This is a genomic window from Mesorhizobium sp. M0016, assembly GCF_040324035.1.
Taxonomy (GTDB): domain Bacteria; phylum Pseudomonadota; class Alphaproteobacteria; order Rhizobiales; family Rhizobiaceae; genus Mesorhizobium.
Genome location: NZ_JAMYVM010000047.1, coordinates 1 through 13,951, shown reverse-complemented (window position 1 = coordinate 13,951; position 13,951 = coordinate 1). Strand labels below are relative to the sequence as shown.

Sequence of the window (13,951 nt, the reverse complement as noted above, 5' to 3'; positions counted from 1 at the left end):
CGGCGCCACCGGCTCTACTGGTGCGACAGGCTCGACCGGAGCAACCGGTGATACCGGCGCGACCGGTGCAACGGGCTCGACCGGCGCGACTGGTGCTACCGGAGCCACAGGTGCGACCGGCGATACGGGAGCGACAGGTTCGACCGGCGCCACCGGCTCTACTGGTGCGACAGGCTCGACCGGAGCAACCGGTGATACCGGCGCGACCGGTGCAACGGGCTCGACCGGCTCGACTGGTGCTACCGGAGCCACAGGTGATACCGGGGCGACAGGCTCGACTGGTGCAACGGGCTCTACCGGATCTACTGGTGCGACCGGCGCCACAGGTGCAACTGGCGACACGGGAGCCACAGGTTCGACTGGTGCAACGGGCTCCACGGGAGCAACCGGTTCGACCGGAGCTACTGGCTCGACTGGTGCTACCGGAGCCACAGGTGATACCGGGGCGACAGGCTCGACTGGTGCAACGGGCTCTACCGGCGCGACTGGTGCGACCGGCGCCACTGGTGCAACGGGCTCCACGGGAGCAACCGGTTCGACCGGAGCTACTGGCTCGACTGGTGCAACAGGCTCTACTGGCTCGACCGGAGCGACTGGCTCAGCCGGATCGACGGGAGCGACCGGAGCGACCGGCCCGGGCGGTGACACAGGTGACCACCACCATGGCAATAACGGCTTTGGCAACGGAGATCAGGATGCACCTGGCAATTCCGGGAACCATAACAATGCCGAAAACGGCCCTGGTCACAAAGCCAACGTCACGACCAATACGCTGGGCCTAAAGGACTCGACGCAGTTCCTGCGATCCGGCTCGACCGACAGTGGTGCCGTCAGCCATGCGTCGTTCCGGCAGCTTGTTGGTCTGGCGGCCAGTTCGGTGACGACCGACCTCCTGAATGTCCTCAACACGATCAGTGGATTTGGTCAGAACCAGAACAAGCCGTTAGGTGCGAGCACCGACCTGATCTCGGACAAGACCAAGCAGGGCGCCGGCTACGCCAACACCGACGACACAGTGAAGAAGGCTCTGAAGGATATTCTGAAGCCGCATGAGTGAGCAGTGAGTGAACCTGGACAGGAAATGGTCCAGATTAAACCAGGCGCGCGGGCTTCGCTGGAAAGCGGACCCGCGCGCTGATCATTCCAGGTTATTGGGTTCTCGACCATGGTCAGCCACCATGACCACACAGGACGAAACGTACGCGCGGACTTCGCGGGAGAGCGGAATTCGCGCGTTCATCATTTTCAAACAGGGATTGGCATCAGAGTCGCGTGGCCGGTCGGTTCGAAGTATAATGCGGCGTTGCCGGAAACCTCGGCAAATACCTCGGCTTGGGCATTTTCGAACCCTCGCCCTGCGTACCGGATGAGAAATCCATGGTAAACGTGCCCGTAAACGCCGAAGACCAGCCGGCCTCGATCCGTGCCGACGCCGAAGGCGACGTCGCAGCGCGCCAAGCGGGCGGCCACAACGCGGCGGCGCGGACCCCCGGCGGTCCCGCCGAGCGCGACCAGATCGGGCCACGCATCAAGGCAGTACTGCAGGCCGCGCGTTATCATGGCGTCGAACTCGACCCCAACGAATTCAGGACAGCGAGCGCGGTTCCGACCGCTACCGATCTCTCCGAATGGGCGCAGACCGCCGGCATGTGGGCGCGTGCCCTGCGTATCCGCTGGTCACATCTTTTGCGCTTCCAGGATACCGGACCGGTCGTGCTGTTGTTCAGCGATGGCGGCGCGGCCCTCCTGACCGGAGCGAGTGCGGAGCGCAATGTCGTCTTCCTCAAAAGTGCCGACGCGCCGGACGACGGTGAGGCCACCCCCATCGACGAGCTTCGGCTGTCGCGGGTGTGGACGGGCGAGGCGGTGCTGCTGCGCGCGACACGGTCGCACGTGGCGGCGGATGCGCCTTTCACCCTTCACTGGCTCACCCAACTGGTGCGGCTAGAAAGCCAGCCCCTGCGCGACATAGCCATTGCCTCGTTCACGCTGAGCATTCTGACCATCCTGCCGCCACTCATCGTAATGACGCTGGTCAACAAGGTGCTGCAGTTCAACAGCATCTCGACGTTGCTGCTCTTGTCTGCGGTGATTGCCGTGGTCTTCGCCTATGAGACACTTCTTGGCCATGCGCGGCGACTGATCATCAACGTCGTCGGCGCCCGTCTGGACACCAAGCTGCAGTTGCACGTCTTTAGCCGGCTCTTGCGCCTGCCGCTCGACTATTTCGAGCGTCATCCGGCCGGCGAGACGATGTATCATCTTGCCCAAGTCTATCGTATTAGAGAGTTCCTGACCGGAAAACTTCTCAGCACGTTCCTGGATCTGATCACATTGTGCGTGCTGATACCGGTCATGTTCTACATCAACGCCACACTCGCCTGGGTGGTAATGGCGTGCGCGGCCGTGATCATGCTGATCATCCTTGCCTTTCTCAGACCGCTGCGCCTCAGATACCAGCGAGTGGTCGAAGCCGAGACCTGGAAGTCGGCAGCGCTTGGCGAGACTGTCGTCGGCATCAAGACAGTGAAGGCGCTCGGCCTCGAGCCGCAGCGCAAGGCGCTCTGGGATGAGCGCGTAGCGGAAGCCGGAAAGGCTCGCCTCGCCTTCGGGCAGCTTGCAAGCTGGCCGCAGACGCTGGTCACGCCGATCGAACGCGTCATGGTGCTCGGCACCATGTTGATCGGCGCCTATCTCGCATTGAACGACCGCTCGGGCTATATGGTTGGCAGCCTGTTTGCCTTCATGATGATCTCCCAGCGCGTAGCGCAGCCGCTGGTCGGCCTGGCCCGACTGGTTGAAGACTACGAGGAGGTCGGTGCAGCTATTGGCGAGGCGGCCTCGGTTCTCAACCGGCCGCTGGAGAGCAGTTCGAATTCCACCGGCCTGAGACCCAGGCTTGTGGGCGAGGTCACTTTCAGCGACCTGACATTCAGCTACATCGCTACAAAGACACCGGCGCTTGACCGGGTCAGCTTCCACATTCCCGCCGGCAGCATGTTTGGCATTGTTGGGCGTAGCGGTTCGGGAAAATCAACGATCGCGCGCCTCCTACAGGGAATCAACCGCGACTACAGTGGCTTCCTCAAACTTGATGGCGTCGACCTCAAGGAGATCAACCTACGCCATCTTCGCCAAGGGCTCGGCGTGGTCCTGCAGGACAATTTTCTCTTTCGCGGGTCGATCCGCGATAACATCATCGCCGGGCGTCCAGGCTTGACGCTTTCCGATGCCATGCGCGCCGCGCACCTCGCCGGCGCCCAGGAATTCATCGAGCGCATGCCCAATGGCTATGACACCTATATCGAGGAAGGTTCGCCCAATTTGTCAGGCGGTCAAAAGCAGCGGCTGGCGATCGCACGCGCCCTCATCCACGACCCGACCATTCTCATCCTCGACGAAGCGACCAGCGCGCTCGACCCGGAGAGCGAGGCAGTGGTAAGCGCCAATCTTATGCGCATCGCCAGCGGCCGCACGATGATCATCGTTTCGCACCGGCTGTCCTCGCTAACAGAATGCGACAACATCCTGGTTATGGATCAAGGTAAGGTCCTTGACGTCGCGCCGCACTCGACACTGCTCGAGCGCTGCGCGCTGTATCGCCAGCTGTGGTCGCAGCAAAACCGGCACCTCGACGGCCGTCATGGCCGCCCGGTCGCCATCCCACCGCGTTTGGTTTGACGATGCCACGACTCAGATGCGCTTCAGGTCCGGTAACCCATGAGTAGCACCTCTCTCATCACCCTCCCCTCTCGGCGGCATCGGATGGAAACGAGGGATCTGACGACGCCAGCCATACTCGAATTCCAGTGGCCGTCGACGGCTGTCGCCAATGCTCCTATTCCGCAGGCGGCGCGGCGCATCGTCTGGATCATCGCGAGCCTGGTCATCGCGCTGATCGCCGTGGCCGGACTGATACCGGTCGATCAGGTTGTAACGGCCAGAGGACTCGTGGTGTCAAAATCGCCCAATATGGTCGTGCAGCCGCTGGAGACGGCGATCGTGCGCTCGATCGACGTTCGTGAGGGACAGCACGTGCAGGCGGGTCAGGTGCTTGCTCGCCTCGATGCGACTTTTGCTTCTGCCGATCTGGCGGCGCTCGGGATGCAGGTTTCGACACTTGAAGCTGAAGTCGCGCGGTTGAAAGCGGAAGCGGACGGCCAGACCTTCAACTATGACGGTCTCGACCCAAGCTGGACCTTGCAGGCATCGATTTTTGAGCGCCGCAAGGCGGTCTATGACGCCAAGGTCGAGAATTTCGACCGGCAGCGCGACGAACTCAGTTCCGTAATCTCGCGGTCGCTATCGGATGCAGATGGCTACCGCCAGCGGCTCGCGGTCGCGGGCTCGATCGAAGAGATGCGCAAGCAGCTCGAAGCAAGGCAGGTGGGCAGCCGCCTCAACACGCTGCTCGCCGAAGATAATCGCGCGGAAATGTCCCGGGCGCTCGGCAATGCCGAGCAGACCGCGCAAGCCGCAAAGCTCCAGCAGGCGGCGGTGGCCGCCGAGCGCGACGGCTATATTCAGGGCTGGCGAGCGGATGTTTCACAGAGCCTGTCCGAAGCCAGTTCGCGCATGTCGGACGCCCGTGAACTTCACAACAAGGCAAAGCTGCGTAAGCAATTGGTCGAGCTGAAGAGCGAAGCAGACGCGATCGTTCAATCCGTGGCCAAGGTCTCGGTCGGTTCGGTCCTGCAGTCCGGCGAGCGCTTGATTACGCTGGTGCCGGCCAACGCGCAGCTTGAAATCGAGACAAACATCGTCGGCCGCAGCAGCGGCTTTGTGCATATCGGCGACCCGGTGGTCATCAAGTTCGATACCTTCCCCTATTCGCAATACGGCCTTGCTCATGGCACCGTGCGGACGCTCAGCCCTGATTCCTTCTCTGCGCAGGATCAGGCGCGCGATCCGAACAGCTCACTGGCCATGCTGCCTTCGGACGCCGAACCGTTCTATCGCACGCGGATTTCCATCGACCAAGTCGCCCTCCACGGCGTGCCTGCCGGTTTCACCGTGAGCCCTGGCATGCCGGTGACCGCCGACGTTAAGGTCGGCCGCCGCACAGTGCTCAAATATATTCTCGGTGTGATGCTCCCGATCGGCCAGGAAGCCATGCGGGAGCCATAGCGCAAGGTGTTTTCGGAGGCTCGGATCGATGACAATCCTGGATCGGCTGACTGTCTTGGCCTCCCCGGCGGCAGCGTTGCGCCGAGCGATCCAGCTCTCTGACAGCGGCAAGCCCGCAGAAGCCTTTCCGCTGATGGCGACCGCGGCGCGCGCGGGGATCGTCGAGGCCGAGTACCGGGTCGCGCGTTGCTATCTCGAAGGCTCGGGTGTGCCGCCAAGCCGTATGGAAGGGGCGCGATGGCTGCTGCGGGCAGCCAACCACGGGAGCGCCGATGCGCAAGCGCTGCTCGCTGCTCTCTACCTGACCGGGCTGGTGGCTAAGGAAGGCGACGGCAAGGGCTCCGAATCCGACCAATTGTTCATGGCGGATTCCTCGGGCAAACCGGACTTCACAGCGGCGTTCGATTTTGCCACCAAGGCGGCTGAGGCGGGCTCGGCCACCGGACAGGCGATCCTCGGCTATATACTTACCAGCGGTCCCAAAGCAATGCGCAATGCAGATGCGGCGCACCGATGGTACGAGAAGTCGGCTTCTGCCGGCTGCGCCGAGGGGTGTCTCGGCTTTGCCCTGTCGCTCGCCCGTAGTGGCAAACGTGAAAACAGGGTCAGGATTGCAAACGAGGTAAGACGCGCCGCCGACGCCGGTCTGCCGACCGCAATCTACCTTCTCGCGGTCCTTACCGAGCACGGGCTCGGCGTCGTACGCGACATGGACGCAGCCGTTCAACTCTATCAGGCTGCTGCAGAAAAAGGCCTTCCCTCCGCCCAGTTCCGGTTGGGACTGGCACTGACTGATGGTGCATTTGTCGACCAGGACATATCTGCTGGAGAGGCGTGGATGCGGCGCGCTGCGTTGGCGGGCAATATTGAGGCTGCCTATCTCCTTGGCGACCGCTATGTGAAGACGCAGCGGCCGGATTTTGCAGAATCCGCAAACTGGTATCGGCGGGCGGCCGAAGCGGGCCATCAGGCCGCCGCCCGCGCTTTGGCCTCGCTTTATTTGACGGGCAACGGCGTGGCTCAGGATCTCGAAGAAGGGGCACGCTGGCTACGCGCCGCTGCACTTGGCGGCAATCAGGAAGCACAGGTCGATCTCGCCAATCTTGTTCTCGAAGGAGCCGGCGAGACGGATGATCGTGCAAGCGTTGCCGGATGGTTCGAAGCGGCCGCTTCATCGGGGGACCTGATCGCCGCGTTCAATCTTGGGCTCTGCTTCGCCAATGGCGTTGGCGTCCGCCAGGACGAGGGCCAAGCGGCGCAATGGCTAAGGCGCGCGGCTGAAGGTGTCGCCGAGGCGCAATATATGTACGCCCGTCTCCTGCAAGATGGACGCGGCGTGGTGACCGACCTATCGCAGGCCCGCCTCTGGTTTGCTCGGGCGGCCAATGCCGGCCTGCTCGACGCCCAGGTGGCGCTTGCCGAGATGCTGCTCAATGGCCGCGGTGGCGCGCGTGAGCCAAAGGTTGCTATGCAGCTGTTCGAGCGGGCCGCGCTCGACGGTCACGCCGGAGCGATGTTTGCACTTGGCGCGATGTATGGAACTGGCCAGGGCGTGCGGGTCAGCCAAACGGCGGCGCAGAAATGGTACTCCGCCGCTGCTGGACGTGGGCACGGCCAAGCCCAACTCATGCTCGGGCGTTATTTCTCAAGGGGTATCGCTGGGGAGCGCGACCCGGCAGCCGGTCGCCTATGGCTTGAGCGCGCAGCAGCACACGGTATTAGTGAAGCGGCCGAGGAACTTGCCGAACTCGCCCCGGGTTGAGACCCGCATAGTGCGAGCGCGCCAAACGCATGTCAGCCACGAATGAGAAACCAGCGGATTCTAGGTTTGGTGCGGAAGCCAATTGCTCCCCTGGCGGTCATATATCCGTGGTCCGTTTTCCTTCATCTGGTTGCCGATCAACTGGGTCGTGCGAGTTCTGGTCCGCAATGCGCGCCTGGGTGACCGTGCTGACGGCGCCAAGCTCGGCCTTCCTGTAGGGTACGGTGATCAGATCAGACTTCTCGTCACGCAGCAGGATTGGGTGACGTCAGTTCCGAATCCAGCGAGGTCGATTTCGACTGAACTCTGCATGTCGGCTTTCTTCCCCCAATGAACATTCCCCTAAGAGTTTGAGCGGCATCCTTCCCAAGCTGCCCGTCGCTTGTCAGCAGGCACTCTTACGTGACAAGCGCATGATTGCAGTGCCTAGCCCGCGTCTTTGCGCCGCCACCAGCCTGCGATGTCTGCTTCTGCCGCAAATCGCGCCCTTGATCTTCTCGAGCAAGGTCCGCTTTTGACAGGCGGCCAAGCTGCGCGGAAACGAACGAGATTGGGCGCAAAGCAGTCAACTCGCCTGGATTAAAGGTTCGCTCGAAGAGGTTCTCAGAACATCGGATTGCTCTTGTCTTCAGACACGGAGTCATGCCCGCCCGCCACAAAGGCATCCATACTGACGCCCACCTGGACCGTTTCTACCCGCACCATGCGCAACCTAGCGGAGGGTGCAAGCCCACGTTGCTGACATGAGCGCCTTTCACAGTGGCACAAAAGGCGAGTCGCTTCCCCATACCATCTCTGCTCGATTTGCTGAACGGCGGCCCGTTGAGCGGCCATTTCATTCAAGGAATCCCGCCTGACGAAGCTTCGCAAGCAAAAGCGCGATGGCGCCCGTGTAGCTAACGCGGGCTTGCTCAGCCATCGGCAGAGAACACCACACGGTTAGTTCGACAATTTTGTCCTCGTCGCCGTCTATCGGAGCGGAGCTAAGTTGCCCTTGCTTGTCCATAATGATTGCGACGGTGCCATTTGCACCATACCCAATTGCCGCCAACCTCTGGATTCGCATGTCGCCATCGACGCGAACATCGAACAGGATGGAACCGTCCGTTTTCTCGGCGACATCACTCACTCGATCGAAAAACGGACGGGTCATCCCGCCAGCGTTGGCAAGAGATTGCTCCAGTAAGACTAGTTCAACGTACTCCGCCTTCATACGGCAAGAGTGCTCGGCCTGCCTCGCGGGACCAATGACCGTTGAAGGCTTATCCACACCAAACACCCCTCCATCTAAGTTGTTTTTGAATGATGGAAGGAGCCGGGGGCGGCAGAGCGCTCTATCGCCGACTTACAGATCGTGCCTTATCGCGCTGAGGCCGGCAGCCTGGCGCAGTCTGCATCGGAGCTGAATGGACGGGGGCTCGGATCGAGGATGTCGAAGAAGGCCGACAGCCTCCGTGTTCGACCACGATGAAGGTCTCGATTTTGGGGCCGTCCGCGCCGCTGCCTTTCAGTGTATGCTTATCTGGCTGGGCTTACGACTTTCGCGATGCTGAAGGCAGGGAAAGGAGTGCACCTCATCCCGGCCCTCATCCCTGGCGCCGAGTGGCCGTATCGGCGCGCGCGAGCACATCTGAGACGGTACCACCCACATGGGCCAGCACGGCAACAGATGTGATAGCGCGCCGCCAGCGATGACGCACAGTCAGCCTGATGCCTGCGGATGATCGCGAGCGCAAGAACGCTCGGAGTCTGCTGGGCTGAATTCCCGCTGCGGCAACTATTATCAATAAGGTTAGACCCAACTTGCTCCTTTAAAGGAGCCTCTTGTCCTCTGGTTCCGTTGACAAAAAGCCACTACCCGATACCTTTTCACGACCATACTGAAACTTACGACGATTTTTTCCGTGGCATTGGATGAATGCCGTCAATGGGTTCGATACCACTATCTGGAGAACGGTCGTTGGATATTGAAAAGCGGCAAGGTCCACGGAGGGCGGCGGGAAGAGTTGGATCGACTTGTTCCGAGCCCTTCGGGGCTCTCGCCGTTGGTCGTCCACTCTTTGAAAACTCGTTATCGATATTGAACCGGACTGGTGCTTGGCATATCGCAAAGGACCTTTGCCAGGAGTTCGTACCACAGCACGCACGGGTTCGATATTGGAGACTTGGCGCGGTGGCTCCCGAAGGGCTGGCGCGCAAGATCGCGGCAAGGCTGATGATGCTGGAAATCAATTGGCTTAAGGATAGCCGATATTGCTTGATCGGCAGCAAAGCCGCTGATCGCTACAGCCGGGTTTTTCTCGATCCGCTCTTTGTGCTGAGGTCAGAGCTGGCTGAAAAAGATGTCGTGCTCTGCCATGACGTCGGCCCTTTGAGCCACAGCTTCCTCTATGACTCTGGAACCGTTGAGAATTACCGTGTCGCATATGAAAAAATCCGCAGACACAGGCCCGGGATTGTTTTCGTCAGCGATTGGTCGAAGGATAATTTCGTCTCCATCTATGGGTCAAATTTCCGATTCCTGATCACCATTCCGCTGTACGTGCGTACGGGCCTGTTTGATGGATCCCTGGAATCCCTTCCTGCTGTCAAAGGGCCATTCTTCTTGACTGTCGGCGCCTTTGAAACACGCAAGAACCAGATCACGGCGCTTGAGGCATATCGAAACGGCGGGTTCTACAAGCAAGGTATCAAATACGTGCTTTGCGGCTCGCGAGGCGACGGCCGCGAGAAGATCATCGATCTTGCGAAATCGATACCAGGGACGGTGCTGCCGGGATATGTGCCGGACAGCCAGTTGCGATGGCTCTACGCGAACGCTGAGGCATTCGTTCTGCCGAGCCTTCTGGAAGGGTTTGGAATGCCCGCCTTGGAGGCGGCCCATATGGGCCTCTTACCGATCGTCTCCGAGAGAAGTGCATTGGTGGAAGCGGTGGAAGGAGTCTGCGTGCAAGTTCCTCCACACGACACGACTGCAATCGGACAGGCGATGCGGCAAGCGCTTTCACGCAGTTCGAGCGAAAAGGCACAGGCCAGCCGCGAACTGCGGGACGTTGCCTCGCGCGCTTCTAAACAGCGCTTCCTGCAGGGCTGGCGAAGCCTGCTGCTGGGCGGATAAAGCAGGCCGGTACCTCGCCTCTGGAGTAGCTGCCAAAAGGGCAGGCCTCGCGATATCACAATCGCAAATTGCCCGCTGCCAACGCAAGCCTACATTTATCAGCTCGTCCTAGAGCCAAAGACACATGGCACTGCATACGGCTGCTGAGATCGCGCAAATATCACAAGGAGTCGGCGAAGCAGTGAATGGCTACGAAAGCAGTAGTCCAATTTTTCCGGCATCGCTGGCAAAACAACTCGAGTGGCACTGGGCGTCGCGTAGCGTTCCGGTCGCCTAAGCGGCATCGATAGCAGGCATGGGCTGTGCCGCCTGATAGCGATTGTGTCTTTCAAATCCTGCTGCCATGCGTAAGGCGCTGACCCTGGTGGCGGAGACGACGGCGATTGCGATGCAGAAGATGGGGCCTGGGTCAGCGCTGCCGCCTGACACCGAGTTGGCAATTATGGCGGCGAAGGCGGCGTTCCTGATGCTCATTGCGACTGCAGCCGTCTCAGGCGTCACCCATTGTTGTACCCCGCCCAATCCCCTGGTCAGGACACCGAGCAGCATGGCCATCATCAGAGACCCAAAGAAGCCAAGCTGGGACAGAACCGCGATCGGCCAGCTCGATGCCCTGGAACTGCCGAAGCCCACGCCAAGGCCACTGGTGTCAACGAACGACTGCAGGCTCTTGAGGTTCCAATAGGTGCGCTCGTTGCCCGACGCGGAAGCTGCCTTGTTGATGATGGTGCTGTTGATGAGCCTGACGAAGGGATCCAGCGCGTCGGCCCGGTAGAGGCTCACGCCCATAACAACGGCCACGCCCAGCACCATCAGGACGGTGATCAATATCTCCTCCCGCTCGACTCGTCCCCTGAGAACTGATGCCAACATTGAGAGGGCGACCGGAATGCACAGCAGAGTGAGGCCAACATAGGCGGTCGAGGACGTCGACAGGATGGTCAGGAAAAGCAGGATGGCCGACAGCCACTGGGCGAGACTGGACCTGGTCATTCTCCAGTATGTATAGGAGAATGCCAAGCAGGCCAGGGAGGCGCCGGCAAACGAAGAGGCCTCGGAAAAAGGTCCTGTGATGCGTGCGAAACCGGCCTCGTAGGCGTCACTTATGATCGCATAGTTGGCGGTTCTGATCGGGGCGAGTACGTCGCCCACGCCGGCATTTTTGCTGACGAAATCAATCAGCCCCATGCCAGCATGCAGGCCGCACCACAAAAAGAACCCACGGCGTAGCTGGTCTATCCTGTCAGAGTGCAGCAACAGGGTGCAAAGCGCGATGGTCGTGAGCCCACCGAGAATGAAATAGCCTGTCTGAGAGGTATTGCCTGAAACCGGAGCCAGCGAAGCTTCCACGACGGTGCCGCGGATTTTCGACTGGACAAAGACAGCCGTCTCCCCGGCGAAGAACCTTGGAAACAGCCACGCTCCAATAACTGCGTAAACCATAACGCCCGCAAGAACCCAGACCGCGCGGATGCTCCCAAACACCTTTCCTAAGTCGATCCATATATGTCGTCTTGCAGCTACGGCAGCGACGAGCAGAGCCTCGAACATGGTGTAGATGAGCGGAGAAGACCCACCCAAAAAAGTCAGGGTCATAACGGCGGTAGCGCCGAATGCCTGGGAAGCAATCAGCCCAACTATCAGCATTCCTCGGGAATAGTATGCAATGATCAGAATGGCCGCGCACACCAGAAGACCCGGCAGAGAAACCTGCATTGCTGACTGAGCCTCTCTCCCTGTTGGTGATTCTAGCGTTCGAAAGACGCTATCCGATGAGTGCATCATTCGACAGGTGCATAGCTTGGGCAAGAGAGCCAAACGGCGTAGTCTTGCTTTCCGCAGGAAGCCGTAGCCCCGAGCAGCGGCAGATCCCACGGCGCAAAGTTATTTTGCCGGTGAGCCTGATAAAATGGCTGCCGGCCTGGTGCCCAAATGTCGTGTTGGTTGCCTGCTGCTGGAGAAGCAAAGCGCGGCATAGGCCGACACGTCCGGGACCCTTCGACCCGCCGGCCGTTCCGATTCCGGCCTACCCCTTCCTGCAAACGGATAATTGGCAAACGCACCCTAAAGAACGCCTCGACGGCGCGAAACGTCACTCTTATACACAGGCCAGCGGGCAGGTTGTGCTTACAATCGTGAAATGACGTGTTAGGTTTGAAATTATTGGGTGCTCTTGGTGACGGGGTGGGTTCTCGAGAGTTCCATGAGGAGGATAAGCGGTATGACCGCCCGTGTTATACATGGCCCATTTGGCCCTAAGCAGATGATGCAACTCAGGGAGATTTACGAACGGGCGCGGGCTGTGACCGCCCAGTATCCCGAATCCCACGTTGCCAACAAAGCCGCCAAGAAGTTGATCGAAGCCTTCGAAACCGTGACCTCCAGCGATGCAAGGGGTGGGCGGTGTCTGAGTGAGACGGATCCCCAGGGAAACGCCTGAGGTCCAAGCGTCAAGTCCAGGAGCATCTATCCGCCTGCCAGCCAAGCTGGCAGGCGGATTCTCGTTTGCTGTCCCGGCGCGCCGCTCCCATAAAACGATAGGGGAGCCACTGGGGCGGGCGAGTGGCTCCCCTATCCTGTCTTCGCTATATCCGCAGACAGACCGCGTAAGCCCGGGCAGACGCCGGCAAATCCATGTTCGTCTTGGCAACGTATCTCGTCAACGAAGCCTTTGGGGTAGTTTGCCACCGAGGAGTGTCTGCCCAGCTTCCGCCTATCGGATGAGCATGACAGCTCTGCCAATCTCGAACTGTTATTCAATGAAGTGAGCGTGTCGACCAGCCCCTGTTGGCCGCGCATCAGCGAGTTCTATGACGTGAGAAAAAAGTTCACCGAAAATTAACTTAGATTAGCACCCACTTGTATAGCATAATCTACACAATTCCAGGTGGCATAGGGGGAAATGATGAGCGTCTAAGCTGGAGAGATCCGGCTAAGCCTTCACGGGTAGAACACTTCAAAAAATCCAAGAATAATGAGGGGGTTATGGCGACCGCCAGAGGGTCGCTTTGTGTATAGGCAAAGTTGGGGTACTAGTATGGTTTCTGCAATCGGACTGCATAGTTTCGATTCGGCAAGTCAACGAGAAGCTGCTTTGAACAGTACGGGAAGGGGTAACGAACAAGCCGACAAAGAGTGCCTACTTATCCTGGACGGAAGGGCCCTGGACCGGGAATGTCTGGCATCAGCCCTTAAAGACCATGATCTCGGTATGGCCATTGCCGCCATGGGTGCGATCGAAGAATGGCGCATAAAGAAGGAGTCTTACCCTTCTCTGGCTGCCATTCTATTCAACCTTGGCGGACGTAAATTAGCCGACCGCGGCATTGCAGATGAGATTAGATTAATCTCTTCAGAGTTCAGTTCTGTTCCGGTAATAATTTTGTCTGACACAGATGATCTCGGGCAAATACTAACAGCGCTTGAATGCGGTGCACGTGGGTACATCCCGACTTCAGTTGGTATTGATGTCTGTGTCGAAGCCGTCAATCTTGCAGCGGCTGGCGGCATCTTTGTACCGGCCAGCAGCGTTTTGTCTATGCGCCACCTGATCGATTCAGGCAGCCGCGACACGCGTCCGTTGACGACTATGTTCACGCATCGGCAAGCTGAAGTGGCTCAGGCGCTTCGGCGCGGCAAGGCGAACAAGATCATAGCCTACGAATTGAACCTGCGCGAAAGCACGGTGAAGGTGCACATCCGAAATATCATGAAAAAACTGAAGGCGACGAATAGGACGGAAGTCGCCTATAAGGTCAACGATCTTTTCGGGGAAGGCGCTCTCGCGCAAGAGTGATAGTGGTTTCAGGCGGTGGGGGGGGGGGGGGGGCGAGGGGGGGGCCGGGGGGGGGGGGGCGGGGGGGGGGGGGGGGGGCGCGCGGGGGTCGGAGGTGGTGAGCGGGAGGGGCTGAGAAGTTTGTGGTGGTAGGGGCATGGTGGGGGGG

General features: G+C 59.9%; 9 protein-coding genes. 6 read left to right on the top strand and 3 right to left on the bottom strand.

Features of this window, described 5'->3' with window-relative positions:
* Positions 1–252: hypothetical protein (locus NKJ88_RS32425; RefSeq protein ID WP_352446918.1), on the bottom strand; the 252-nt coding region annotated here is incomplete at its 3' end.
* Between the two features lie 625 nt (positions 253–877).
* On the opposite strand from NKJ88_RS32425, the gene NKJ88_RS32420 reads away from it, so the two are divergent.
* The 4 genes from NKJ88_RS32420 (at position 878) to NKJ88_RS32405 (ending at position 6,889) form a co-directional block, all read left to right on the top strand.
* Positions 878–1,057, top strand: coding sequence for a hypothetical protein (locus NKJ88_RS32420; protein ID WP_023715472.1), 180 nt, complete (start codon positions 878–880; stop codon positions 1,055–1,057).
* A gap of 320 nt (positions 1,058–1,377) precedes the next feature.
* A complete protein-coding gene (locus tag NKJ88_RS32415; protein WP_352446917.1) occupies positions 1,378–3,681 on the top strand; it encodes a peptidase domain-containing ABC transporter in 2,304 nt (767 codons plus the stop codon).
* A gap of 39 nt (positions 3,682–3,720) precedes the next feature.
* Entirely contained in the window at positions 3,721–5,127 is a 1,407-nt protein-coding gene (locus NKJ88_RS32410) for an HlyD family type I secretion periplasmic adaptor subunit (RefSeq protein ID WP_352446916.1), read from the top strand.
* A gap of 55 nt (positions 5,128–5,182) precedes the next feature.
* Positions 5,183–6,889, top strand: coding sequence for a tetratricopeptide repeat protein (locus NKJ88_RS32405; RefSeq protein ID WP_352446915.1), 1,707 nt, complete (start codon positions 5,183–5,185; stop codon positions 6,887–6,889).
* 835 nt (positions 6,890–7,724) lie between these two features.
* On the opposite strand, the gene NKJ88_RS32400 is transcribed toward NKJ88_RS32405, so the two are convergent.
* Complete coding sequence (locus NKJ88_RS32400) at positions 7,725–8,159, bottom strand: hypothetical protein (protein WP_352446914.1); 435 nt, start codon at positions 8,157–8,159, stop codon at positions 7,725–7,727.
* A 903-nt stretch (positions 8,160–9,062) separates the two neighbouring features.
* On the opposite strand from NKJ88_RS32400, the gene NKJ88_RS32395 reads away from it, so the two are divergent.
* Positions 9,063–10,007, top strand: a complete 945-nt coding sequence (locus NKJ88_RS32395) for a glycosyltransferase (RefSeq protein ID WP_352446913.1) — start codon at positions 9,063–9,065, stop codon at positions 10,005–10,007.
* Between the two features lie 273 nt (positions 10,008–10,280).
* On the opposite strand, the gene NKJ88_RS32390 is transcribed toward NKJ88_RS32395, so the two are convergent.
* The gene (locus tag NKJ88_RS32390; RefSeq protein WP_352446912.1) at positions 10,281–11,723 is read right to left on the bottom strand and encodes a hypothetical protein; all 1,443 of its coding nucleotides are present in this window, start codon (positions 11,721–11,723) and stop codon (positions 10,281–10,283) included.
* Positions 11,724–13,044: 1,321 nt separating this feature from the next.
* Between NKJ88_RS32390 and NKJ88_RS32385 the strand changes: the two genes are divergently transcribed.
* Positions 13,045–13,803: a LuxR C-terminal-related transcriptional regulator gene (locus NKJ88_RS32385; protein WP_352446911.1), complete on the top strand. Its 759-nt coding sequence runs from the start codon at positions 13,045–13,047 to the stop codon at positions 13,801–13,803.
* Positions 13,804–13,951 lie beyond the last annotated feature (148 nt).